Origin of the sequence: Nostocoides sp., assembly GCF_037045025.1 — a bacterium.
In the GTDB taxonomy this organism is placed as follows: Bacteria; Actinomycetota; Actinomycetes; order Actinomycetales; family Dermatophilaceae; genus Nostocoides_A.
The window spans coordinates 217,991-240,812 of record NZ_JBAOHM010000011.1; the positions used below are offsets into that span (position 1 = coordinate 217,991).

A 22,822-nucleotide genomic window follows, 5' to 3' on the forward strand; every position below is an offset into this window, starting at 1 on the left:
GTGGAACGCGCTCCCGGTGGGATCTTTACCGAATGCTTACCAAGCCACTTTAGTACCGCTGGGGGTATGTGCCGTGCGATGGGGGCGCCGTGTGATGCGAGTTACTCGTCGGTAGTCCCGGGTTCGTTCGCCGAGTTGACCGATCGTGTAGGTCAACGGCTGCTCTGGCGACCATTGAGCTACACGATGATGGGCAAGCGCGCCCACCCGGGACTCGCCGCCGATGCTCATCGCCGGCCGGGCGGTTGGCAGCGGCCCGAAGGCGCCCCAGCTGTTCAGGTCGAAAAGCGGCGCTAGCCGGACCTCCTCCCGGCCCAACAGCAGCGCGTAGTTGCGCGCGTGGGCGTCCGTGCCGCCGACGAGCGCATTGAACACCAGGGCTTGGGCGAACCGGAAGGTATCGTCGGCGGGAGCCGAACTCACCGACCGGATCAGCGCCCCGAGGGCACCCGCGGTCGGGCCGCCCTCCGACTCGTACTTGCGCCGCGGCTCCACGCCGAGGGCCTGGGCGCCGTCCTCCTGGTGCACGCGCACCACCCCGGCCGGGGTGACTAGCCGGTCGAAGCGCTCGGTCACCAGGACGCGGACGCCGGCAAAGGTCGAGTAGGTCGACAGCGGCGACCGCCAACCCGATCGCCGCCGCGGTGCGCATGGTCCAGGCCTCGACCGCGTCCTGGTCAGGCAGCGACGGGATCGCGGGCTTGAGGATGTGGGGTGGATGCGGCGGCACCCGACGGCAGCGCCCACCCGTCATCCGTATGCCGCAGAGCGACTTTCGCCTGTGCCCCGGCGAGGCTGAACCGCCCGGTGCCGGCGAGGTCGTCGGTGATCGGGACGTCCGCGAGGGCCGCCACGACGAGGTCGCGCACGTCGGCTTCGGTCAACGGCTCAATCGTCTCTGGCCGGGCGAGAACGGTGTCCAGTCGCTCGGGGCGGACGAACTGCGCGGCCCCGGCCACGTCCTCTCCGACTGCGGCGAGCAGGGGGAAGGGTTGATCTGCGATGATCCCGAACCGGCGGCGCCACGCCCTCACCAGGGGTGGGCGGTCGGGGAAGAGTCCTTCGATCCACGGCCGGATCGCCTTGTCTTGGTGCCGGGTTTGAGTGAGGGGCAGTGATACCGACAACGGACCGATCGCGTCGGCTGCGGGGAGGTAACGCAGGCGCATCCGCCCGTTGCGAAGCCACTCGAGTTCGCCGACAACGCTCGTCTCGCGGACGATGAGAAGGAGCCGCCCGGACTCAGCCATCCGTCGACCTCGTGTGCGCGGCGATGATCGCGCTCAGATCGACCGGCGGACTCGGCGGCGGGCTCGGCGGAGGGGGCGCCAGCGTCACCTCCAGCCCGAGCGCACCCAAAACGCGGAAGATCATGGCCAATGGCGCGGATCGTTTGTCTCCCGATTCAAATCCCACCAGCCACTGTCGACCGACGCCCGCCAGCTCGGCGAGCCGAGCCTGAGTGAGCCCGCGGGCTTCGCGCGTCTCCTTGACCAGCCGACCGAACGCATGCGCGGAGGTGACTGTCGTCATACGGCGACACTAGCAAAGGAGTCGTATGGCGACCACGCTATTCGTGTCGCCATACCGCGACGCTTCTCCTCCTCATGTCGTGCGCGCGGCGGTGGGTGGGACGAGCTGGATGGTGACCGGTATGCCGTTGAGCACGGCATTGGCGCCGATGCTCTCGGTGCGCTCGGGGTCGGTGAGGTCGTTGATGCTCACGCCCGGGAGGGTGGTCGCGTTCCGGAGTTGCACGCCCGGCATGGCGTGGCCGTAGCCGTGGGGAAGGCTGACGACTCCCGGCATCATCTCGTCGCTGACGTGGGTGTCGATGCGCACCTTGCCGGTGCTGGAGGTCACCTCGACAACGTCGCCATCCGAGATGTCGCGGGTGGCCGCGTCGTCGGGATGGATGAGCAGCCGGTGGCGGGGGCGGCCGCTGGTCAGCCGGGGAAGGTTGTGCATCCACGAGTTGCCGTCGCGCTGGCTGCGTCGGCCGACGAGCAACAAGTCACCCTCGGTGGTCACCGGGGCGGCATCAAGGAGTGCGGGGAGGGCGTCGAGGACGAGCGGGACGGCCAGGTCGATGCGCTTATTCTTGGTGTGCAGCCGCCCGGGTAGCTGCGGCTGCAGCGGGCCAAGGTCGACGCCGCCCGGGGTCTGGGCCAGCGTGGCGACCGACAGTCCCCGCCGGCCGGTGCGCAGCAGCACGTCGACCTGCTGTTTGGGCGTTGTCCGGAACCTGGCCTGGGCCTCGATGGCGCCCGGAAGTCCGATCGCTTTGTGCAGCATACGTTTTGCGAGGCCGAGCCGACTGGGGTCGGGTTTGGCGGCGGCGCGCCTAGCCCGGATCCGCAGCGCCAGCGCGCTCGCGATCTGCCAGTCGTGGCGCGCGTCCTGAGGTTTCTCAAAGAGCGCCGGGCTCCAGCGAGCGGTGTTGCGGACGGCGAGGGCGTGGAAGATCAAGTCGTAGTGCTCGCGCTCGAGCGGGCCGGCCGGGGGGAGGATGACATCGGCATACCGGCTGGTCTCGGTGATGTAGAAGTCGACGGCGATCCCACGGCGAATGGCGCTGGGGGGGTGCAGCCTGTCTTCTCGGCGCGGTGGCTGCGGCCGGCGCAGTCAACGGAACTGGTCACACGGATACTCCGCGAGAGCGCAGTCGCGTTGACCCCGAGGCGATCAGCTCTGTCAGCACTGCCGTGGGCGTTGTCGCGCTGACCTTTGACGACGGGCCCGATCCCCGGTTCACCCCTGCCGTGCTGGACGTGCTCAACGACTGGAACGCAACCGCCACCTTTTTCGTCATCGGTCGCAATGAGGCTTATTCACGAGGCTAGTTTCAGGAATTGTAGCCCGAGGACAGCGGTGATGGTTTGAGCGAATGTGTGGTAAGGCCGCCGGTAGTCGGTGTGGAGGATCCGCCAGGTTTTCAGGTGGGCGATGGTTCGTTCGATGGTGGCGCGGATCGCGTTGAGTTCTTTGTTGAATTGTTTCCGGTCGTCGGTGAGTTCTCCCTTGGGTGGCTTTTTGATGGGGGTAATCAGGCCGGCGCCGATGTAGCCTTTGTCCGCGATGATCGTGGCGTCACGGTCGCCGTCCAGGAGGCCGCTGGCGCGCAGGGCGGTCAGGTCGTGGGTGGACCCGGGAAGGGGATCGGAGACCCACAGCAGGCGACCCGACAAGGTGGCGGCGACCTGGACGTTGACACCGGTGGTGTGGTGTTTGCCGGAGTAGAGGTCGGGAACATCGGCCCAGGACCAGCACGGGAGCAGAGTTCCGTCGATGATCAGCACGACCTCGGGGTCGAGGTCGTCCGCGACCGGGATCCAGTCGGCGGTGGCGTCGGCCAGCACCGGGGTCATCGCGGCGATCGTCCGCGAGATCGTGGGCTGGGAGGTGGCGTACCGGTCGGCCAGGTCGTCTTGGGTGTGGTTTCGCCGCAAATAGGTCAGGGTGATGATGATCGACTTCCGTAATCCCAGCGACGGCGGGTAGGCCAGCGAATATCCCGCGTTCTCCAGGTCGCGGATCAGGAGGACGAGACGGTCGATCTGGCCCCTGGTGTAACCGGTGGTAGAATACATTCGCGACAGTCCGATCTGGAGGTTTGAGTGTGGAAACCAAATCTTCTCTTGGAGCGGGCTGTCGCTTTGTCAGGCGCTCCGATCAGAATGTCGCGATTGTATTACATTCCCCAACCGTGAATAAGCCTCAATGCAGCGAAGTACCCAGAACTTGTGGCTCGGATCGCGGCTGAAGGGCACGAGATCGCCAATCACACGCACGACCATTTGTGGTTGGACTCAGCTGCGGCCAATGTGATCGCGGAGCAGATCCGCAGCGCGGAAGAGATAATAGAAGGCTATTCCGCTGGGCGGTGGTTCCGGCCGCCGCGTGGGTGGACCAACCACGAGGTGGCACGGGAGGCGCGTGACCAGGGACTGCGCTCGGTCTTTTGGAGCGGCAGCTTTGAGGGGCATCAGGCCAAGGGGGTCGCCGAGGCGACGCGAATCGTCGTCGAGGACGCCTCGCCAGGCGCGATCATTCTCTGTCATGACGGTGGTCGTCTCGACGGCCCCAATCCCCAAGACGTCGACCGTAGCCGCACTGTCGAGGCGCTCCCGGGCATACTTTCCGGCCTACTCGCCAAGCAACTGAGCCCCGTCTCCCTTACCCGCCTCATCGGCCCGCAATGACACGGTGATCCGCGAGTCGTCGAGATCCCACCAGCCGCGCGTTGCCCTGCCAACGCGACAGGAGCAGGTGATCGCCAACCGGGGGCGACGCGCGCCATTCGGTGATGCGCCCACGCCCCCGGGCCTCGCGGCGGTGACAAGATAAGCCGGTGACCACGCCGCCACTGCTGCCACCGGGGCGGTTGCGTGTCGGGGTCGTCGGGGTCGGCCGGGTGGGCGCCGTGCTCGGGGCGGCCCTGGGCCGCACCGGCCACCTCGTCGTGGCAGCCAGCGCGGTCAGCGAGGCCTCCATCGCCCGGGCCGAGGCGCTCTTGCCGGACACCCCGATCGTGCCCGTTGACGAGGTCGTTGCGGCCAGCGACCTGGTGCTGTTGACCGTGCCGGACGACGCGCTGACCCCGCTCGTGGCGGGCCTGGCCACCACCGGAGTGTGGCGTCCCGGTCAGCTCGCCGCGCACAGCAGCGGCCGGTCCGGGCTGGCCCCGCTCGCCCCGGCCATCGCCGCCGGCGTCGGCGGCATGGCCGTCCACCCGGCGATGAGCTTCACCGGCACCGAAATGGACATCGTCCGGCTGCGCGACTGCTGTTTCGGGATCACCGCACCACCCGAGCTGCAGCCGGTCGCGGAGGCGCTGGTCGTCGAGATGGGTGGCGAGCCGGTGGTCATCGATGAGTTCGACCGGGTGCGCTATCACCTGGCGCTGGTGCATGGCTCCAACTACCTGATCACGCTGACCGCCCAGGCGTTGGAGATCCTGCGGGGCGCGAGCGTGAGCGATCCGGGGCGGGTGCTGCGACCGCTGATGAACGCCGCCCTCGACAACGCGTTGCGCGCCGGTGACGCCGCTCTCACCGGTCCCGTGGCCCGCGGCGATGCCGGTACCGTTGCCGAGCACCTCCAGGTCCTGCCCGCCGAGCACGCGGACGTCCGGGAGGTCTATCGTGTCCTGGCCCGGGCCACGGTGGTCCGGGCCGAGCGCCAGGGGCGCCTGGGCGCGGCGGCCGCCCGGGCCATCGATGCCGTACTCGACGAGGAGGACGAACGTGACCAGCGCGACTGACGAGGCCACACCGAGCGCCGCGGCCGCTGCCGGGCCGGTCGTGTGCCGCACCCGCGACGAGTTGCGGGCCGCGCGAGCCCAGCTGAGCGGCGCGAGCATCGCGGTGGTGATGACCATGGGGGCGCTGCATGAGGGTCACGCCACGTTGATCCGCCGAGCCCGCGAAGACGCCGACCATGTCATCGTGACGATCTTCCTCAACCCGCTCCAGTTCGGGCCGAAGGAGGATCTCTCCCGCTATCCGCGCACCTTCGACGCCGATCTGGCGATCTGCACCCGCGAAGGCGCCGACCTCGTCTTTGCCCCCAGCCCCGATGTCGTCTATCCCGAGGGTGACCCCGGGGTGCGCATCTCCGCGGGCCCTCTCGGCACGGTCCTGGAAGGCCAGTCCCGGCCCGGGCACTTCGACGGAATGCTCACGGTCGTGGCCAAGCTCATGCACCTGACCGCGGGCACGGCCTTCTACTTCGGCCAAAAGGACGCGCAGCAACTGCTGCTCATCCGCCGGATGGCCCGCGACCTCGACTTCGCCAGCCGGATCGTGTCGGTCCCCACCGTCCGTGACCCGGACGGGCTGGCGATGTCCAGCCGGAATGCCTACCTCACCGAGTCCGACCGCGAAGTTGCCCTCTGCCTGTCCAAGGCGTTGCGCGCCGGGGCTGCCGCCGCCCCGGAGGGCCCGTCGGCGATCCGGCGGGCGGCCCGGGCGGTGCTGGTCGCCGAGCCGCTGGTGCTCGTCGACTATCTCGTGCTGGTCCACCCGACCTCGCTGCGCGACGTGCCCGAGTGGTATCGCGGGGAAGCGCTGCTCGCCGTCGCGGGCAAGGTCGGCACGACCCGCCTGATCGACAACAGCCCGGTCCTGGTCGGCCCCGGAGGCGGCGCGCTCGACGTGTTCAGCAACCCCGACGCCGCGCCCGAGACCGGGATGCTCTGATGCCCCGTATGCCGATCCCGCGCTGGCTGCGCGCCCCCAAACCCGGGTGGATCGCGGCCGCCGATGTCGTCGTCGTCGGCTCGGGGATCGCCGGCCTGACCTGCGTGCTGCGCCTGCGCGAACGCGGCCTGAAGGTCCTGCTCGTCACGAAGACCGTCCTTAACGAGGGCTCGACGACCTGGGCCCAGGGCGGCATCGCCGCCGCGCTGGACCCGGAGGACTCCCCCGGGGAGCACCTCCAAGACACCCTGGTGGCCGGAGTCGGCCTGTGCGACGAAGGCGCGGTGCAAGCCCTGGTCACCGAGGGCCCGCAACGGGTGCGCGAACTCGTCGCTCTCGGCGCGAACTTCGACCGGGCGGCCGACGGCGAGATCCTGCTCACCCGCGAGGGCGGCCATCACCGCGACCGGATCGCTCACGCCGGGGGCGATGCCACCGGCGCCGAGATCTCCCGCGCGCTCATCGAAGCGCTCGGCCGGGTCCGTGACGACCCCGGCATCGAGGTGATCGAGCACGCCCTGGTCGTCGACCTCCTCCACGATGACGGCGACCGGGTCTGTGGCGTCACGCTGCACGTGCTCGGCGAGGGCCAGGTCGACGGCGTCGGCGCCGTCCACGCCCGCGCCGTCGTGCTCGCGACCGGTGGCTTGGGCCAGATCTACTCCTCGACAACCAACCCCAGCGTGGCGACCGGCGACGGCATGGCCGCCGCCCTGCGCGCGGGCGCCCGGCTTGGCGACCTGGAGTTCGTTCAATTCCACCCCACGGTGATGTATCTCGGCGAGGGCTCAACCGGCCAGCAGCCGTTGATCTCCGAGGCCGTGCGCGGCGAGGGCGCCGTCCTCGTCGACGATCAGGGGGTGCGCTTCATGCAGGGCCTGCACCCGCTCGCCGACCTCGCCCCCCGCGATGTCGTTGCCCGAGCGATCATCGCCCGGATGCGCCAGAACGGCGCCGAGCACGTGTGGCTGGACGCCCGCCATCTCGGCGAGGAGTTCCTCGAGCAGCGCTTCCCGTCGATCGTCGCCCGCTGCCGCGAGCTGGGCTTCGACCCCGCGACGCAACTGGTCCCGGTGGCCCCGGCCCAGCACTACGCCTCCGGCGGGGTTTGGACCGATCTGCGTGGCCGCTCCTCGCTCGATGGCCTGTATGCCTGCGGGGAAACCGCCTGCACCGGGGTTCACGGCGCCAACCGGCTCGCCTCCAATTCGCTGCTCGAGGGTCTGGTCTTTGCCCACCGGATCGCCGAGGATATCGCCGACCGGGTAGCCGCCGGTGAGCTGCCCGAGGTCGTCGTCCAGTTGCGGCGCGAGCCCGGCAAGCGCGGCGGGCTCGTGGACGCCGAGCGCCGCCTGGAGGTGCAGCGCGCCATGACCGCGGGCTCGGGACCGGTGCGCTCGGCGGACTCGACGCTGACCACCCGCGCCGTCCTGGAGGAGTTGTTGACCCGGCCGGGCAAGGAGATCACCCCCGCGGCCTGGGAAACCACCAACCTCGCCCAGATCGGGCTGGCGTTGACGATCGCCGCGCACGCCCGGGAGGAAACCCGCGGTGGGCACGAGCGCGCCGATTTCCCCGATCGGGACGACGTCAACTGGCTCGGTCACCTCAGTCACGTCCGTGGCCCCGAGGGCATCGTGATGACCTACACCCCGGCAAAGGAGTTCACCCGATGAGCAACGAGCAGGACCTCGGCTTCCCCACCGAGGAGGCGCTGCGTGTGGTCCGGCAGGCGCTCGCGGAGGACCTCGGCGGGCTGGACGGCGTCGATGTCACGACCGAGGCGACGATCGACCCCGCCGCGACGTCGACCGGTCACGTCGTCGCTCGGGCCGGCGGGGTCGTGGCCGGCCTGCCCGTCATCGCCATGGTCTTTGCCGAAGTGTGCGCCGGCAGCGACGACACCCGGGTCGACGTCGCCCTGCGCGCCGCCGACGGGGACCGGGTCGAGCGCGGCGACGTGCTCGCCGAGGTGACCGGCTCGACCCAGGCGATCTTGACCGGGGAACGGACGATGCTCAACATCCTCTCCCGCATCTCGGGGGTCGCGACGGTGACCCGGGAGTGGGCCGATGCGCTCGCGGCATACGAGACCACGATCCTCGACACCCGCAAGACGACGCCCGGCCTGCGTGCGCTCCAAAAATATGCCGTGCGCGCGGGCGGCGGCACCAACAAGCGGATGGGCCTGTATGACGTCGCGATGATCAAGGACAACCACAAGCTCGCCGCGGGCTCGATCACCGCTGCCTTCGACCGGATCCGCGAACGCTTCCCGGATGTGCCGATCCAGGTCGAGGTCACGACCGCCGACGAGGCCCGAGAGGCGATCGCCGCCGGAGCGCGGTTCATCATGTGCGACAACATGTCTCCCGAGACGCTGCGAGCCACGGTCGAGGCCATCGAGGCTGCCGGCGAGGAGGTCGAGGTGGAAGCGACCGGCGGCTTGACGCTGGAGCGCGCCGGCGAGTATGCCGCGACCGGAGTCGACTATCTCAGCGTCGGGGCGTTGACCCATTCGGCCGCGATCTTGGACATCGCGTTGGATCTGGTCTGATCCGCAGTCCACGAGTTTCGCCAAAACGCTGCGAGGCCAGCGGTGGCGCTGGCAGCCTGGAGGAGCAGGCTCCCCGCGGCGGAAGGAGCCATCATGGCTCGGTATGTGACGCGTTTGCTCGCGGTCTCGAGCGCGGTGACCGCGCTCGCGGCCATTGGTGCTGGCCCGGGAGCCGCCGTCCCGGGCGAGGCGTCCGGGCCGGTTCCGGTGGCGAGCGGGTTGAACAATCCGCGCCAACTCAGCTTCGCGCCAAATGGCGCTCTGTATGTCGCCGAGGCCGGGACGGGCGGCTCCGGCCCGTGCGTGGACGGCGCGGAGGGCGAGGTCTGCTTTGGGCCTACGGGGTCGGTGACGCGCGTGGCGGGTGGACGCCAATCTCGGGTCATCACCGGTCTTCCCTCGCTCGCCGGCGAGGGCGGGGCCGCCGCGACCGGGCCGGCAGACATCGTCGTGCACGGGGACGGCAGCTATGCGCTGGTCATGGGGCTGGGCGGCAACCCGGCCGTGCGTGCCGACCTGCCGCCCGCCGGCAAGCAGTTCGCAACGGTCTTGGGTGGCCGGCTCGGCGGGCGCCGCTCGATAACCGCTGACCTCGGCGCCTACGAGGCTGCCCATAACCCGCATGCGCAGGGCGTGGACACCAACCCGACGTCGATCGAGATGGTCGGCGCCTCCCACCTGATCGTTGATGCCGGCGGGGTCGTCAAGATCCCGATCGGCTAGCGACGGGTGTCCTGCAACAGGTGAGGTATACGGCACCTCCTGCAGGACGGCGGGTCGGGCCAGCGACGGGTGTCCTGCGACAGGTGAGGTATACGGCACCTCCTGCAGGACGGCGGGTCGGGCCAGCGACGGGGTGTCCTGCAATAGGTGAGGTATACGGCACCTCCTGCAGGACGGCGAAGCAGGCCAGCGTGGGGGTGTCGGTGGCTGCGGATAGCGTTCCGGCATGAGGTGGTTGGAGCCGCTGCCGGTGCGGCGGATTCGTCGCGCCGCGGACGCCGACCTGCCCGACGACCAGTGGCCGCTCACGATGGGGCCGGTGCGCCAGCTGCTGCGCGACGGCCTGGAGCTGGGCCGGGTCACGATCTTGGTCGGTGAGAACGGCACCGGCAAGTCCACGCTGGTCGAGGCGATCGCGATGGCCTTCGGGATGCCCGGTGAGGGCGGCTCGACCGGCGCGATGCACGCGAGCTATCCGAGCGAGTCGCCGCTGCACGAGGCGTTGACGATCGAGCGCGGCCCCGGCGGATCGCGCTGGGGATACTTCCTGCGCGCGGAGACGACCCACGGGCTGTTCACCTACCTCGCGCTCAACCCCGGCGCTCGGGATCCCGACTTCCACCGCTTCAGCCACGGGGAGTCCTTCCTCGCCATGCTGAGTTCGGGGCGCTTCCGCGGCGATGGGTTCTTTGTCATGGACGAGCCCGAGGCGGGGCTGTCGTTCTCGGCCCAGCTCGCCCTCATCGGCCAACTGCACGGCTTCGCGCAGGCACGCAGCTCCCAGGTGCTGATCGCGACGCACTCACCGGTGTTGGCCAGCATTCCGGGAGCGCGGATTCTCGAGCTCGACGAGTCGGGTTATCACGAGCGCGAGTGGGCCGATCTGGAGGTCGTCGACCACTATCGCCGCTTCTTAGACCAGCCGCAGCGCTATCTGCGGCATGTGGTCGATGCGTGAGCAAGCGCCGGCCCGGGCCGCTGGCTCAACGTAGGCTTTGCCGGTGACCGACCAGCAGCCGCCCCACGACATCTCCGAGCAGATGCGCATCCGGCTGGCCAAGCGCGCGCGCCTGCTCGCCGAGGGGATCGAGCCCTATCCCGTCGATGTGGGCCGCACCCATACCCTCGCCGAGGTCCGCGAGCGGTGGGGGGGCCTGGCGACCGGTGAGGAAACCGAGGACGTCGTCACCGTCGCCGGGCGTGTGGTGTTCAGCCGCACCACCGGCAAGCTCGCCTTCGCCACCCTCCAGGAGGGCATCGGCACCCGGCTGCAGGTCATGCTCTCCCTGGCCGAGGTCGGTCAGGAGTCCCTGGATGCGTGGAAGGCCGAGGTCGACCTAGGCGACCACGTCGCCGTGCAGGGACGGGTGATCTCCTCCAAGCGCGGCGAATTGTCGGTGCTGGCCACGCGGTGGCAGCTGGCCAGCAAGGCGCTGCGCCCGCTGCCGGTGCTGCACAAGGACCTCGCCGAGGAGACGCGCGTCCGGCAGCGGTATGCCGACCTGATCGTCCGCCAGGAAGCGCGCGACATGGTCCGGCTCAAGGCGGTGACGATGCGCGCGATCCGCGAGACCATGCACGCCCACGGCTATATCGAGGTCGAGACCCCGATTTTGCAGCTGATCCACGGGGGCGCCCACGCCCGACCGTTTCGCACGCACATGAACGCCTTCGACCAGGAGATGGTGCTGCGCATCGCCTTGGAACTCAACCTCAAGAAGGCCATCGTCGGCGGCGTCGACCGGGTCTTCGAGATGGGCCGGATCTTCCGCAACGAGGGCGTCGATGCCACCCACTCGCCCGAGTTCACGATGCTCGAGGCCTATCAGGCCTATGGCGACCAAACCACGATCGCCGAGCTGACCACCGAGATCTATCTGGCCGCCGCCGACGCGATCGGTTCCCGGCAGTTCGAGACCCCCAAGGGCGTCGTCGATCTCGACGGGCCGTGGCGGTGGCTCCCGGTCTACGACGCGGTCAGCGAGGCGGTGGGCCAGCAGGTCACGATCGAGACCGACGCGGCCACGCTGCGGGCGATCGCGCAACGGCATACGGTCGCGCTCGAGCCGGGATGGGACAAGGACAAGATCTTCCTCGAGCTGCTCTCGGAGCTGGTCGAGCCGCACCTGGCGCAACCAACCTTTTTGTGCGACTACCCGGCGATCGCCCAGCCGCTGGCCCGGCCACACCGCTCGCTGCCGGGGCAGATCGAGGCCTGGGATCTGATCATTGCCGGGGTCGAGCGGGCGACCGGGTTCTCTGAGCTGGTCGACCCGGTGATCCAACGGGAGGTGCTGACCGCGCAGTCGTTGCTCGCCGCCGGCGGCGATCCGGAAGCCATGCAGTTGGACGAGGACTTCTTGCGCGCGCTGGAGTATGGCGCGCCGCCGATGGGCGGGGTTGGGGTGGGCTTGGACCGGCTGGTCGCGTTGTTCACCAGCGCCAGCTTGCGTGAGACGATCTTGTTCCCCCATCTGAAGCCGGAGGCCAACTCATGAACTCCATCTGGCCGTATGCCGCGGCGTTACTCCCCTCGATCGGAGTCGGCTACATCTTCTATCTGATCATCAAGAACATCCTTGAGGGTGATCGGAACGAACGGCTGGCGCAAGCGCGTTGGGAAAAGGAGCAGGAGCGGGCGGTCGCGGGACAATCACCCGATCCTCGGACTCAGCCCTAGCCGGGAGCTTTCCCTGCCGGTTGGGCCGCGACATTTCTCGGCGGCTATTCTGCCGCGGCATCAAGATTCGGTGCCGGATCGAGTATGGTGGGAGCATCCACTAGTTAGACGAAGGGCGGCTATTAATGGTTCAGCGCGTGCAGGTCATGCTTGTCGATGACATCGACGAGTCGGCCGCTGCCGAGACGGTGAGCTTCGGCCTCGACGGCATCACCTACGAGATCGACCTCAATGAGGCGCACTCCGACGCGTTGCGTGGCGACCTGGCCAAATGGATCGGCCACGGTCGGCGCACCGGCGGACGCAAGTCCTCCGCTCCAGCCGGAGCCACGATTCGGGGTGCGGGCCGGCGCGAGGATCTGGGCAAGATCCGGGAGTGGGCGAGGGACAACGGTTTTCAGGTCAGCGATCGCGGGCGCATCTCGGCCGTGGTCCAGGAGGCCTACGACGCCGCACATAAGTAGGCTCGTGGGGCAGGCTGCCTACCGAGTCGTGAGCGGCGCGAGCAGATCCCCCCATGCGGCGAGTCGGTCAATGGCGTCATCGAACAGCACCTGTTCGATGACGCCCTCGCCGTGTGCCGCCGCCTCGATTTCGGACCAGGTGCGTGGCGCGGCCACGGTGGGTGTTTCCCGGCCGCGCAGCGAGTAGGGGCAGATCGTTGTCTTGGCGGCGACATTCTGGCTCCAGTCCAAGAACACCTTGCCGGGCCGCAAGGACTTCGTCATTTTCCACAGAATGAGATCCGGAAAGCGCTTGGTCAGTTCCTGGGCGAGCGTTGCCGCGAGATCGCGAACCTGATCGGAGCGAAGGTCCCCGCCCAGCGCGGCATACAGCTGCATCCCTTTGCTTCCCGAGGTCACCGGGAACAACTCCAGTCCCAGGTCTTCGAGCCGTTCGCGGACGTGCACCGCCACTTGTGCACATTCGCGCAGCCCGGCGGGTTTGCCGGGATCGAGATCGATCACCATCCGATCCGGGTTGGCCCGGATCCCCTCGCCCGCCACCTGCCACTGGGGCACGTGGAACTCCACCGAATTCAAGTTGACCAGATAGGTCAGGTCGGCCAAATCCGTGATCATGGGATAGGTGATGTCGTCGATCCGGGTGCGCGGCAACCACGACGGCGCCCCGGACGGCAGGTTCTTCTCGAAGAAGGACGGGCCGGCCACCCCGTGCGGCCAGCGCACGCGCGTCACCGGGCGCCCGGCCATGTGGGGGAGCATGACCGCGCCGACCTGCGCGTAGTAGTGGAGCACCTCGGCCTTGGTGGTCTCCGTCGCCGGGTAGAGGATCTTGTCGAGGCTGGACAGCCGCAGCGTTCGCCCGGCCACCTCCACCCGGGTCCCGGTCGCGGGCGCGGCCATCAGGACTCGGCGCTCCACGGCCGCAGTGCCTCCGGATCGAGGTCGTGCCGCACTCCGAGGAAGGCCGGCTGCCTCAACCGCCCGGCATCGGTGACGCCGAGGGCGCGCACGTCGATCACCACCTGAGGCTCGACCCAGGTGGTCTCGCGCGCGTCGACCGCGGGCACCTCGTCGGCGAAGGGCGAATCGGGGCGGGTCAACGGGGCGAGCAGGGCGGCCACGTCCGCGGCGACCCGGCCGGCCAATCCCGCGCCGATCCGGCCGGCATAGGCCCAGCCCGAGGTGATGGGCACCCCGATGAGCAGGGCCCCCAGGCGTGCCGCGCTGCCGGTCTCGGCGCGCCAGCCGCCGACGACGACCGACACCGTCTGCCGGTTGCTCGTCTTGCGCCAATCCGGCGTGCGGCGACCGGCCAGATAGGCGGCGGACCGGCGCTTGCTGACGATCCCCTCCAAACCCTGCTCACGCGTGGCCGCGAGCAACTGCGCCCCCGCGTCATAGGTGGGCGGCACCTGCCAGTGGAGCCCGTCCAGGGCCAGGCGCTCGAGCAACTCGCGCCGTGCCGTCCACGGCAGCCCGGTGACGTCCTGACCAAACAGGCGCAGCAGGTCAAAGATCATGTAGGTGACCGGCCGGGTCGCCGCGAGCCGCTCGGCCTTGCGGCGGTCTTGGACGTGCATCCGCGCGGCGAGGGCGGCGAAGGACGGCCGGCCGCCGTCGAGGGCGACCACTTCGCCGTCGATCAGCAGGTCGTCATAGGCGCGGGTCAGCCCGGCCAACTCGGGGAAGCTGGCCGAGACGTCATTGCCGCGTCGCGAATACAGGGTCAGCTGCCCGTCTCGGACGTCGGCCAGCAGCCGCATCCCGTCCCATTTGACCTCGTGCACCCAGTCCGGCCCGGACGGCACGGTGTCCGCCATGGTCGCGAGCATCGGCTGCATGGGCCCATCCTGACACCGTGCTCCTGACCCCGTGCCCGCGCCAGCGTGGGAGACTGCGGCCATGCGCGCGATCTGGAAGGGTGCCGTCTCCTTCGGGCTGGTCAACGTCCCGGTCCGGCTCTATGCCGCGACCGAGAATCACGACGTGCAGTTCCGGCAAGTGCACCGCACCGACGGTGGCCGGATCAAATACCAGCGGGTGTGCTCGATCGACGGCGAACTTGTCTCCTATGACGATATCGCCAAGGGGTATGAGACCGAGGACGGCGACATGGTCGTGCTGACCGACGAGGACTTCGCCGAGCTGCCGACCAAGTCCAGCAAGGAGATTGCCGTCGAGAAGTTCGTGCCAGCCGATCAGATCGACCCGATGCTGCTCGACAAGTGCTACTACCTCGAGCCCGACAAGGCGGCCGCCAAGCCCTATCTGCTGTTGCGTGATGCGCTCGAGACCGAGCAGCGGATGGCGCTGGTCACCGTCTCCATCCGCACCCGGATGACGATGGCGGTCTTGCGGGTCAAGGACGGCGTCATCGTCATGCAGACGATGTTGTGGCCGGACGAGATCCGCAACCCCGACTTCGCGGCGCTCGGTGACGACCAGGAGGCCAGCGAAAAGGAGCTGGCAATGGCGCACCTACTCGTCGAGCAGTTGGCCGGCGACTACGACCCGAGCGAATACGAGGACGACTACGCCAGGGCACTGCAGGAGTTGGTGCGCGCGAAGGTCGAGGGCGGCGAGGTCACGGACCTGCCCAAGCCGGCGGAGGAGTCCGGCGAGGTCGTCGACCTGCTCGCCGCGCTCGCCAAATCGGTCGAGAAGGCCAAGGCGGCCCGCGGGGAGGCGTCCGAGCCGCCGCCGGAGGCGAAGCCGGCCAAGAAGGCCGCCGCCAAGACCGCGGCCAAAAAGAAGGCCGGCTGAGCACGCCGGCGCCGACTGAGCACGCCGGCGCCGCCCGGTGTGACGCCCACGACGTGGGCGCCGCTGGCCAGCCGTGCCGGCCGGTGACAGACTGGGGCCCAACGTGCTCCGGGGTCGGTGTAATTCCGAACCGGCGGTGACAGTCCGCGACCCGGCCGCAGCCAGCGGTCGGTTGACCAGGTGCAATTCCTGGACCGACGGTGAAAGTCCGGATGGGAGGCAGCGCGTGGCCGCGGCGTTGTGCCGCGGCGGCAAGGTTCGGCGCCCGCGCGCCGGCCGCTTCTTGCCATTGCCCGGGGCTCGGCACGACGAGCGTGAGGGCACCACAGTGGATCCGGCGACCGGCTTGATGCGGCGGGCGCTGGCGGCTGCCCTCCTTGGGCCCGAAGTCGACCCCAACCCGCGCGTCGGGTGCGTGCTCACCGACGCGTTTGGCCAGGTCGTCGGCGTCGGCCACCATCGTGGGGCGGGGACGCCGCACGCGGAGGTCGACGCCCTGCGGCAGGCGGGCGAGGCGGCACGCGGGGGAGCGGCATACGTCACCCTGGAGCCGTGCGACCACACCGGGCGCACGGGGCCGTGCTCGCTCGCGCTCATTGAAGCGGGGATCACCCAGGTGCGGTATGCGGTCGCCGACCCGGGGGCGCGAGCCGGCGGCGGGGCCGCCCGGCTCGCCGCCGCCGGGATCGAGGCCGCGCCCGGTCCATTGGCGACCGACGCCGAGGCCATCAACCGCACCTGGCTGTTCGCGGCCCGCACCGGTCGCCCGTTTGTCACGTGGAAGAGCGCGAGCACCCTCGATGGCAAGGTGGCCGCGCGCGACGGGTCGAGCCGGTGGATCACCGGCGCGGCCGCCCGGGCGCAGGCGCACGCGCTGCGCGCGCGTTGCGGAGCGGTCGTCGTCGGGACCGGTACGGCGCTGGCCGACGACCCGGAACTCACCGTGCGCGGGCCGGACGGGCAGCCCACGCCCGCGCAGCCGTTGCGGGTCGTGGTCGGGACGCGCGACCTCCCGGAGGCGGCGCGGGTGCGCGATGACGCCGCGCCGACCCTGTTGCTGTCCACCCACGATCCGGCTGCCGCGCTCGCCGCGATCGGCGAGCGGGGCATCCACCATGTGCTGCTCGAGGGTGGCCCGACCCTGGCGGCCGCCTTTGTCGCGGCGGGCCTGGTCGATGAGTTCGTCGCCTATCTCGCCCCGGCCCTGCTCGGGGCCGGCCCCGCCGTCCTCGCCGACCTGGGGATCACGACGATCACCGACGCCCTTCGCTTTGAGATCACCGACGCCGCCATCGTCGGCGGCGATGTCCGCGTCACCGCCCGACCCCAGCGAAGGAGATAACCCGTGTTCACCGGAATCGTCGAAGAACTCGGCACCGTCGTAGCTATCGAGCACGGCGCCGACTCTGCCCGCCTGCGGGTGCGCGGGCCGCTCGTCACCGCGGACGCCGTTCACGGGGCCTCGATCGCCGTCAACGGCGTCTGCTTGACGGTCACCGACTGCGCGGGCGGCGAGTTCGCCGTCGACGTCATGGCCGAGACCCTGCACCGCACCGACCTCGGCGCCCTTTCCCCGGGGGATCGGGTCAACCTCGAGCGGGCGATGTCCGCCGCCGGCCGCTTCGGCGGGCACATCGTCCAGGGGCACGTCGACGCCACCGCGGTCATCTCGGCCCGCGAGCCGGGCGAACGCTGGGAGATCGTCCGCTGCTCGCTGCCACCCGACCTCGCCCCTTATCTCGTGCCCAAGGGCTCGATCACGGTCGACGGGGTCTCGCTGACCGTTGTCGATGTCGGGCCGCAGGAGTTCTCGGTCTCGCTCATCCCGACCACGCTGGAGTTGACGACCTTGGGGACCAAGGCCGTCGGCGCCACCGTCAACCTCGAGGTCGATGTCCTCGCCAAATACGTCGAGCGGCTGCTGGCCGCCCGGCTCGACAGCGCCCCTCGCCCCGCAACCAAGGAGCAGACCACATGACCGGTCTGGCCACCGTCGAGACCGCCCTGGACGCCCTGCGTGCCGGGCTGCCCGTCCTGGTCGTCGACGACGAAAACCGCGAAAACGAGGGCGATGTCGTGCTCGCCGCACAGACGCTCACGCCGGAGTGGTTGGCCTGGACGATCCGGCACAGCTCGGGATACCTCTGCGCGCCGCTGACCGCGCAGGTGGCCGACCGGCTCGACCTGGCGCTGATGGTGCCCAAGAATCGCGACCCGCTGCGCACGGCATACACCGTCAGCGTGGACGCCGCCAGCGGCGTGACCACGGGGATCTCGGCGGCCGATCGCACCCGCACCGCGCGCGTTCTGGCCGACCCCGGCGCCGGCCCAGCCGATCTGATCCGGCCGGGACACCTGATCCCGTTGCGTGCCCGCGAGGGCGGGGTGCTGGTGCGGCCGGGACACACCGAGGCGACCGTCGACCTGTGCCGCCTCGCCGGGCTCGCGCCGGTCGGTGTGATTGGCGAACTCGTCGAGGACGACGGGACGATGACGCGGCTGCCCGGGGTGCTGGCACTGGGGGAGCGGCACGGCCTGGCGGTGCTGACGATCGCCGACCTGATCGCCTGGCGCCAGCGTCACGACCGGTTGGTCCGGGTCGCTGACACCGTGATTCCCACTACGCACGGCCGGTTCCGCTCGATCGCCTACCGGGACAGCCTGACCGGCGATGAACACCTTGCCCTGATCAGCCCCCGCGGCCTCGGCTCGGAGGCGCCGCTGGTGCGGCTGCACTCGGAATGCCTGACCGGCGACGTCTTCGGGTCGGCCCGCTGCGATTGCGGCCCGCAGCTGCAGCAGGCGCTCGCGCGCGTCGCCGCGGAGGGGGGCGCGGTCATCTATCTGACCGGCCACGAGGGCCGCGGAGTGGGGCTGGCCGAGAAGCTGCGCGCCTATGAACTGCAGGATCTCGGCATGGACACCGTCGATGCGCAGGTGGCCCTCGGGTTGCCCGTTGACGCCCGCGACTACACGGCCGGGGCGGCGATCCTGCACGACCTCGGCGTCGGCGCCGTCCGGCTGCTCACCAACAATCCCGCCAAGGTCGAGGGCGTGCGCGCCCACGGCATCAGGGTCGCCGAGACCGAGAGCCTGCGAATTCCGCCGCTGCCCACCAATCTTGCCTATCTGCGCACCAAGCGCGACCGGCTCGGCCACGACCTCGACCCCGATCCGGACCCCGAGGTCGCCCAGCCGCGAGCGCCGCGGCGCGGTCGGGCGGTCGCTGCTGTCTGCGGCGTGCGGAGCCTGGGGTGAGCGGCGCCGGCGCCCCGAGTGTTGCCGTCGACGGGTCCGGGATGCGCGTGGCCGTCGTCGCCGCGTCCTGGCACGAGGAGGTCATGGGCGGCCTGCTCGCCGGCGCCCGCCGCGGGTTGGCGGACTGCGGCGTGGCCGACCCGCTCGTGGTCCGGGTCCCGGGAACGATCGAACTCAGCGTGGCCTGCGCCCGGCTGGCCCCGTCCCACGACGCGCTAGTCGCGCTCGGCGTCGTGATCCGCGGCGGCACCCCGCACTTCGACTATGTCTGCCAGAGCGTGACCTACGGCCTGACCGAGGTCGCGGTGCGAACCGGCATACCCATCGGCTTTGGGGTGTTGACCTGCGACGACGTCGAGCAGGCCCGCGACCGCGCCGGCCTGCCCGGCTCGGCCGAGGACAAGGGTCACGAGGCCGCCGTGGCCGCCCTCGCCACCGCCGTCGCCTTGGCGCCCCTGCCGTAGAGCCCCCGAGGAACTTCTGCTGATATGTAGGGCCCGTTTGTCAAGTGGCAGGGTGAAGCGGGGTCCTCTCTGGCCGGAGGGGACCCCGCTTCGTCGTTCATCGGAAAGTGGTGGCCGGGAGACAGCGTGTCAATCGACGCGCGGTCAGTCTGATATACGCGGGTTGGTTACCGCAGGGCCCTGGTTTCGGCTGGAGAGTCTCGGCTGGTCTAGGCCGAAGTTACGGCTGGTTGACGTGGCGAACCCCCTGCTGGGCAGGGGGTTCGCTGGTTTGGGTGTTGGTGGTTCTGTCTACTTGCCGTTGATGGTTAGGGGGATGGGGGCGTTTAGGAGGGCGAAGGTGTGGCGTTGGGTGGGGGTGGGTTCGGCCAGGGTGGGCACGAGGGGTGTGGTGTGGTCGGTGCCGTAGCGCAGGTCGTTGCGGGTCAGGGTGGCGAGGTGTTTGAGCAGGGCCGGGAAGGACCGCACGGGCTGGTCGTGGTCGTCGGTGTGTCGGGAGGCTTTGCGGTCCGCGGCTGGGGAGCGGTGGGCGGGGGCGACCGGGTCGGCGGGTGTTGGCGGGTGTTCGTCGGTGTAGGTCAGGGGGGCTAGGGTGGCGCGTAGGTGCCAGTCAGGTAGGCGGCGAGCATCACAATCAGGACGTGGGCGCGGACGCGGTCTTCGAGGCGGTGGTAGATCGGGCGCAGGTCGAGGTCGGTGGCTTTGATGCTGCGGAAGTCGCGTTCGACGTGGGCGAGGTTTTTGTAGGCCTGGACGATGCTGGCGGGGGTGAGGGTCTCGGCGGGCGTTGGGGTGCGTAGCACGTAGATGCCGTCGAGGGCGGCTTCGGCGGCGATCTGGCTGGTTTTGCGGGTGATCACCACGGTGGTGTCGGTGATGGTCAGGTCGAAGTGTTTGGCCATCGGGTATTTGTTGAGGAGTTTGCCGACCCGCAGGCCGATCGTGTCGGCGCCGGCTAGCCGGCCCTCGGCCACTGCTCGCTGGGTGGGGGCCAGGGCGGTTTCGGTGGCGGTGAGCAGGTCCTCGCGTTTGCGGGCGCGTTCGGTGGCCAGGAACGGGTTGCGGCAGGCGATCAGCCGTTCCCCGGGGTAGTCGGGGTGGCTGATTTCGGCCAGGTTGTGTTCATCGAACAGGGTTGGTTGAAGCGGGCCGCCCTCGGCGGCAAGGGTTTTGATCGCGGGGGCGCGGAGCGCGGTGATCCAGCCGAGGTCGGCTCGGGTGGCCGGGTCGGTGTTGGTGTGGCGGATCGCGGTGATCCGGGCGGTGGTGATCATGCCGCGGTCGCCGACCATGACCATCTCGGTGAGTTTGAAGGTGTCCCGCACCAGGGTGACGGCCTCGATGAACGCGGTGGGGTCGGCGGTGTTGCCGGGGAAGACCCGGATCGCGACCGGGCGACCGGCCGGGTCGGTCAGCAGCCCGTACTCGATCTGGGTGCGGTTCTTCTTCCCGTCGCGGGAGTAGCCGCGCCGGGCCAGTGGGCAGTGGCTGCCTTCCATCCACGAGGACGATAGGTCGAACAGCGCCATCCGGGCGGGGTTGGCGTCGGCGGCCAGGTGGCGCCGGGCCAGCTGCTTCTCGATCGCGTCCTGGCGCCCGAGTAGCCAGTCCATCGCCGCGTAGACCTCGTCGGTGGAGGCACCGGCCAGGTCGAGGTCGACGCCCAGGGTGGTGTCGGCCCACCAGGAGATGGTCGCCAGCTTCGAGCCGGGTGCCAGCACTCGGGCGATGATCAGCCCCATCGCCAGGTCCCGGGCCCGCCCGGGCGGCCCGAGTAGCCCGGGTAGGCCCAGGGCCCGGGCTTGGGCCCACACCGCGGCCACATGCCCGTGCGGCAGGGAGCGGGTGATGGTGGCGGCCTGGTCGGCCGGGATGAACGCCTGCCCGGCCAGGCAGGCCCGGATCACCTCGATCAGCTCGGCCGGCAGGTGGGAGAGGTTCGCGACCGTCTCGTTGCGCACCTTGCCGTTCTCCCGCCAGGAACGCCGCAACAGGTGGGTCTCGTAGTCCCGGGCCACCCCGTCCTTACCAACATAGTGACGACGGTGCGTGGTCACATGAACCGCTCCACCACGTTTCGCCATACCGCCAAAATATCACACCATGCCGGATCGATCGATCCACTTTAGTGACGACACACCGAGGGGTTAGAAGCCGCATCACTGCAGGTCAAAACGGGGATCAGCCCTCAAACCACTCGCAACTTCGGTTAGGGTCGAGCGTCGCCCCGGCAAGGCTCGGGGTTACTCATAGCAGGTTCGCTGGTTCTCTCCTCGCGCTGCTGCCCGGACACCAGGGGTGTTCCGTGAACGAGGCGTGGTGTGTGGTTAGGTGTCCATGGTGGCCAAAGACCAGCACCAGCCGGCCAGTTCGCGGGCGATGGCGGTGTTGGCGACGGTGTGCCGTTTCTTGTGTGCGGTCATCCGCTGCCAGGACCGGTGCAGCCGCCGGTTGCCGGCGTCACCGCGTTCAGCGGCCACGGCCGGTGCCAGCGCCCACCGTTGCTGCATGGTTTTCCCGGGGGTGTAGGCCTTCTTGTGGTGCCAGGCGGCCTCGATCAGCAGCCGCCGGGCGTGGCTGTTGCCGGTCTTGGTGATCCCTCCTTGGACCCGGCTGGCGCCGGAGGACGACTCGGACGGCACCAGCCCGAGGTAGGAGCCGATCGAGGACCCGGTCAACCGGTGCCAGTCCCCGATCTCCACCGCTAACGCGAACCCCGTCAGTGTCGAGATCCCCCGCAGGCACCCCAACCGTCGGGTGATCGCGGTGTACTCGCTGTCCGCGGCCAACGCCAGGATCTGCTCATCGAGCCGGTCGCGGCGGGCCAGGAGCTGGGTGACCGCGGTGTAGCCATCATCGAACGCGGCCCGTGTCCCCACGCCGTCAGCCCCCAGCTCGTGCGTGCCGATCCGGCGCAGCCACCGGTCATGGCCACCGGTCCAGGCCTTGCCCTGCAGGTAGACATAGCCGTGCCGCAGCAACAACTTCGACAGCTGGTGGCGGGCGCTCATCAACGCCGCCCGGACATCCTCGCGGGCCCGGACCAGATCCCGGGCCGATTCCTGCGCCGGCGTCGGGATGGTCACCGCGACGATGTCGTCATTGCGGGCCAACCGCGCCAACAACATCGCATCCCGCCGGTCGGTCTTAACCCGCTCCCCGCTCGGACGCAACAACTTCGACGGAGCCGCCACCTGCGTGCGGTGACCAGCGGCTAGCAACCCCCGCGCCAGGCCATACCCGGTCGGGCCCGCCTCATAGGTCACCAGCACCGGACCATGCTGCCGCGTCAGATCCGTGACGAACCCGACCACATCCACGGTCCGCGGCCAGACCACCCGCTCGATCACCTCACCGGTCCTCGTGTCGATCGCGGCCGCCCGCACCGACCGGGCGTGGACATCCAACCCAAGACTTGTACGCTCAGTAAACACCGGAGCCTCCTATCCATCGGCCACCAGCCAGCCCTTCTGGCCAGGTGATCCCCGAGTTGTGGCATACGCGAGGCTCCGGCCACAACCCCCACAAGATCATCCACTCACCGGACCCGGGCCAAACCTGCCAACGCGCCAGAGGAGTCAACGTGGAGCACGCGCAGCGCAGCGAGCATGAACGACGTTGAGACCGACAAGCGATGGCAGACAATCACCCGCGCCGGCGAATGGAACCTTGCCGAGGCCGAACACCCGGAACACTCGCCAACCCCCATA

The 22,822-nt window shown here is 69.6% G+C and carries 24 protein-coding genes, 1 pseudogene and 1 riboswitch; of the genes and pseudogenes, 16 read left to right on the forward strand and 9 right to left on the reverse strand.

Annotation, left to right across the window (positions count from 1 at the left end):
* Positions 1-36: 36 nt before the first annotated feature.
* From V9G19_RS12120 to V9G19_RS12135, 4 genes are all read right to left on the reverse strand, one after another.
* Positions 37-747, reverse strand: coding sequence for a HipA domain-containing protein (locus V9G19_RS12120; protein WP_462285676.1), 711 nt, complete (start codon positions 745-747; stop codon positions 37-39).
* Positions 678-1,250 (reverse strand): HipA N-terminal domain-containing protein, encoded by a 573-nt coding sequence (locus V9G19_RS12125; protein WP_462285677.1) that lies wholly within the window; start codon positions 1,248-1,250, stop codon positions 678-680. Before V9G19_RS12125 ends, V9G19_RS12120 begins: the two co-directional genes overlap by 70 nt.
* On the reverse strand, positions 1,243-1,533 hold the full coding sequence (locus tag V9G19_RS12130; protein WP_462285678.1) for a helix-turn-helix domain-containing protein: 291 nt from the start codon (positions 1,531-1,533) through the stop codon (positions 1,243-1,245). The genes V9G19_RS12125 and V9G19_RS12130 overlap by 8 nt, the downstream gene beginning before the upstream one ends.
* 72 nt (positions 1,534-1,605) lie before the next feature.
* Positions 1,606-2,625 carry a molybdopterin dinucleotide binding domain-containing protein gene (locus V9G19_RS12135; protein ID WP_462286232.1) on the reverse strand — a complete coding sequence of 340 codons (1,020 nt, stop codon included), beginning with the start codon at positions 2,623-2,625 and terminating at the stop codon, positions 1,606-1,608.
* Positions 2,626-2,705: 80 nt separating this feature from the next.
* On the opposite strand from V9G19_RS12135, the gene V9G19_RS12140 reads away from it, so the two are divergent.
* Complete coding sequence (locus tag V9G19_RS12140) at positions 2,706-2,843, forward strand: polysaccharide deacetylase family protein (protein WP_462286233.1); 138 nt, start codon at positions 2,706-2,708, stop codon at positions 2,841-2,843.
* Here the strand turns inward: V9G19_RS12140 and V9G19_RS12145 are convergent.
* Positions 2,832-3,590, reverse strand: a complete 759-nt coding sequence (locus V9G19_RS12145; protein WP_462285406.1) for a transposase — start codon at positions 3,588-3,590, stop codon at positions 2,832-2,834. The genes V9G19_RS12140 and V9G19_RS12145 overlap by 12 nt on opposite strands.
* A 120-nt stretch (positions 3,591-3,710) precedes the next feature.
* Here V9G19_RS12145 and V9G19_RS12150 point away from each other — a divergent pair, with 120 nt between their 5' ends.
* The 10 genes from V9G19_RS12150 (at position 3,711) to V9G19_RS12195 (ending at position 12,624) form a co-directional block, all read left to right on the forward strand.
* The gene (locus tag V9G19_RS12150; RefSeq protein ID WP_462286234.1) at positions 3,711-4,202 is read left to right on the forward strand and encodes a polysaccharide deacetylase family protein; all 492 of its coding nucleotides are present in this window, start codon (positions 3,711-3,713) and stop codon (positions 4,200-4,202) included.
* A gap of 149 nt (positions 4,203-4,351) precedes the next feature.
* Positions 4,352-5,263 carry a Rossmann-like and DUF2520 domain-containing protein gene (locus V9G19_RS12155; RefSeq protein ID WP_462285679.1) on the forward strand — a complete coding sequence of 304 codons (912 nt, stop codon included), beginning with the start codon at positions 4,352-4,354 and terminating at the stop codon, positions 5,261-5,263.
* On the forward strand, positions 5,220-6,200 hold the full coding sequence (gene panC / locus V9G19_RS12160; RefSeq protein WP_462285680.1) for a pantoate--beta-alanine ligase: 981 nt from the start codon (positions 5,220-5,222) through the stop codon (positions 6,198-6,200). The genes V9G19_RS12155 and panC overlap by 44 nt, the downstream gene beginning before the upstream one ends.
* An 8-nt stretch (positions 6,201-6,208) precedes the next feature.
* The gene (locus tag V9G19_RS12165) at positions 6,209-7,876 is read left to right on the forward strand and encodes an L-aspartate oxidase (RefSeq protein WP_462285681.1); all 1,668 of its coding nucleotides are present in this window, start codon (positions 6,209-6,211) and stop codon (positions 7,874-7,876) included.
* Positions 7,873-8,757, forward strand: a complete 885-nt coding sequence (gene nadC / locus V9G19_RS12170) for a carboxylating nicotinate-nucleotide diphosphorylase (RefSeq protein ID WP_462285682.1) — start codon at positions 7,873-7,875, stop codon at positions 8,755-8,757. Before V9G19_RS12165 ends, nadC begins: the two co-directional genes overlap by 4 nt.
* A gap of 93 nt (positions 8,758-8,850) precedes the next feature.
* Positions 8,851-9,480: a ScyD/ScyE family protein gene (locus V9G19_RS12175; RefSeq protein ID WP_462285683.1), complete on the forward strand. Its 630-nt coding sequence runs from the start codon at positions 8,851-8,853 to the stop codon at positions 9,478-9,480.
* Positions 9,481-9,706: 226 nt separating this feature from the next.
* Positions 9,707-10,438 (forward strand): AAA family ATPase, encoded by a 732-nt coding sequence (locus V9G19_RS12180; RefSeq protein ID WP_462285684.1) that lies wholly within the window; start codon positions 9,707-9,709, stop codon positions 10,436-10,438.
* A gap of 82 nt (positions 10,439-10,520) precedes the next feature.
* The gene (lysS, locus tag V9G19_RS12185; RefSeq protein ID WP_462286235.1) at positions 10,521-11,978 is read left to right on the forward strand and encodes a lysine--tRNA ligase; all 1,458 of its coding nucleotides are present in this window, start codon (positions 10,521-10,523) and stop codon (positions 11,976-11,978) included.
* On the forward strand, positions 11,975-12,160 hold the full coding sequence (locus V9G19_RS12190) for a lysyl-tRNA synthetase (protein ID WP_462285685.1): 186 nt from the start codon (positions 11,975-11,977) through the stop codon (positions 12,158-12,160). Before lysS ends, V9G19_RS12190 begins: the two co-directional genes overlap by 4 nt.
* Before the next feature lie 137 nt (positions 12,161-12,297).
* On the forward strand, positions 12,298-12,624 hold the full coding sequence (locus V9G19_RS12195; RefSeq protein ID WP_462285686.1) for a histone-like nucleoid-structuring protein Lsr2: 327 nt from the start codon (positions 12,298-12,300) through the stop codon (positions 12,622-12,624).
* Between the two features lie 18 nt (positions 12,625-12,642).
* Here V9G19_RS12195 and ligD (V9G19_RS12200) read toward each other — a convergent pair whose 3' ends face one another.
* Both ligD (V9G19_RS12200) and ligD (V9G19_RS12205) read right to left on the reverse strand, forming a co-directional pair.
* A complete protein-coding gene (ligD, locus tag V9G19_RS12200; RefSeq protein ID WP_462285687.1) occupies positions 12,643-13,527 on the reverse strand; it encodes a non-homologous end-joining DNA ligase in 885 nt (294 codons plus the stop codon).
* Complete coding sequence (gene ligD, locus V9G19_RS12205; RefSeq protein WP_462285688.1) at positions 13,527-14,468, reverse strand: non-homologous end-joining DNA ligase; 942 nt, start codon at positions 14,466-14,468, stop codon at positions 13,527-13,529. Before ligD (V9G19_RS12205) ends, ligD (V9G19_RS12200) begins: the two co-directional genes overlap by 1 nt.
* Positions 14,469-14,529: 61 nt before the next feature.
* On the opposite strand from ligD (V9G19_RS12205), the gene ku reads away from it, so the two are divergent.
* The 5 genes from ku to ribH all read left to right on the forward strand — a co-directional run bounded on the left by ku (position 14,530) and on the right by ribH (position 19,112).
* The gene (ku, locus tag V9G19_RS12210; protein WP_462285689.1) at positions 14,530-15,390 is read left to right on the forward strand and encodes a non-homologous end joining protein Ku; all 861 of its coding nucleotides are present in this window, start codon (positions 14,530-14,532) and stop codon (positions 15,388-15,390) included.
* A gap of 99 nt (positions 15,391-15,489) precedes the next feature.
* Positions 15,490-15,620, forward strand: a riboswitch (FMN riboswitch).
* Positions 15,617-16,732: a bifunctional diaminohydroxyphosphoribosylaminopyrimidine deaminase/5-amino-6-(5-phosphoribosylamino)uracil reductase RibD gene (gene ribD, locus V9G19_RS12215; protein ID WP_462285690.1), complete on the forward strand. Its 1,116-nt coding sequence runs from the start codon at positions 15,617-15,619 to the stop codon at positions 16,730-16,732. (Overlaps the previous riboswitch by 4 nt.)
* 3 nt (positions 16,733-16,735) lie before the next feature.
* Positions 16,736-17,368 (forward strand): riboflavin synthase, encoded by a 633-nt coding sequence (locus tag V9G19_RS12220; RefSeq protein ID WP_462285691.1) that lies wholly within the window; start codon positions 16,736-16,738, stop codon positions 17,366-17,368.
* Complete coding sequence (gene ribB, locus V9G19_RS12225; RefSeq protein WP_462285692.1) at positions 17,365-18,648, forward strand: 3,4-dihydroxy-2-butanone-4-phosphate synthase; 1,284 nt, start codon at positions 17,365-17,367, stop codon at positions 18,646-18,648. The genes V9G19_RS12220 and ribB overlap by 4 nt, the downstream gene beginning before the upstream one ends.
* Entirely contained in the window at positions 18,645-19,112 is a 468-nt protein-coding gene (ribH, locus tag V9G19_RS12230) for a 6,7-dimethyl-8-ribityllumazine synthase (protein WP_462285693.1), read from the forward strand. Before ribB ends, ribH begins: the two co-directional genes overlap by 4 nt.
* A gap of 291 nt (positions 19,113-19,403) precedes the next feature.
* On the opposite strand, the pseudogene V9G19_RS12235 reads toward ribH, so the two are convergent.
* Both V9G19_RS12235 and V9G19_RS12240 read right to left on the reverse strand, forming a co-directional pair.
* Positions 19,404-21,196 (reverse strand): annotated as a pseudogene (locus tag V9G19_RS12235) (IS1634 family transposase).
* A 243-nt stretch (positions 21,197-21,439) separates the two neighbouring features.
* Entirely contained in the window at positions 21,440-22,546 is a 1,107-nt protein-coding gene (locus V9G19_RS12240) for an IS110 family RNA-guided transposase (RefSeq protein WP_462284535.1), read from the reverse strand.
* Between the last annotated feature and the right edge of the window lie 276 nt (positions 22,547-22,822).

Bases quoted from the DNA above. Each gene is read 5' to 3' on its own strand.
- panC (WP_462285680.1), top strand. From the start codon at position 5,220: ATGCCGTACTCGACGAGGAGGACGAACGTGACCAGCGCGACTGACGAG.
- ligD (WP_462285687.1), bottom strand. From the start codon at position 13,527: ATGGCCGCGCCCGCGACCGGGACCCGGGTGGAGGTGGCCGGGCGAACG.
- nadC (WP_462285682.1), top strand. From the start codon at position 7,873: ATGAGCAACGAGCAGGACCTCGGCTTCCCCACCGAGGAGGCGCTGCGT.
- V9G19_RS12145 (WP_462285406.1), bottom strand. From the start codon at position 3,590: ATGTATTCTACCACCGGTTACACCAGGGGCCAGATCGACCGTCTCGTC.
- V9G19_RS12175 (WP_462285683.1), top strand. From the start codon at position 8,851: ATGGCTCGGTATGTGACGCGTTTGCTCGCGGTCTCGAGCGCGGTGACC.
- ku (WP_462285689.1), top strand. From the start codon at position 14,530: ATGCGCGCGATCTGGAAGGGTGCCGTCTCCTTCGGGCTGGTCAACGTC.
- V9G19_RS12130 (WP_462285678.1), bottom strand. From the start codon at position 1,533: ATGACGACAGTCACCTCCGCGCATGCGTTCGGTCGGCTGGTCAAGGAG.
- V9G19_RS12125 (WP_462285677.1), bottom strand. From the start codon at position 1,250: ATGGCTGAGTCCGGGCGGCTCCTTCTCATCGTCCGCGAGACGAGCGTT.
- lysS (WP_462286235.1), top strand. From the start codon at position 10,521: ATGCGCATCCGGCTGGCCAAGCGCGCGCGCCTGCTCGCCGAGGGGATC.
- V9G19_RS12180 (WP_462285684.1), top strand. From the start codon at position 9,707: ATGAGGTGGTTGGAGCCGCTGCCGGTGCGGCGGATTCGTCGCGCCGCG.
- V9G19_RS12165 (WP_462285681.1), top strand. From the start codon at position 6,209: ATGCCGATCCCGCGCTGGCTGCGCGCCCCCAAACCCGGGTGGATCGCG.
- V9G19_RS12190 (WP_462285685.1), top strand. From the start codon at position 11,975: ATGAACTCCATCTGGCCGTATGCCGCGGCGTTACTCCCCTCGATCGGA.
- ribB (WP_462285692.1), top strand. From the start codon at position 17,365: ATGACCGGTCTGGCCACCGTCGAGACCGCCCTGGACGCCCTGCGTGCC.
- ligD (WP_462285688.1), bottom strand. From the start codon at position 14,468: ATGCAGCCGATGCTCGCGACCATGGCGGACACCGTGCCGTCCGGGCCG.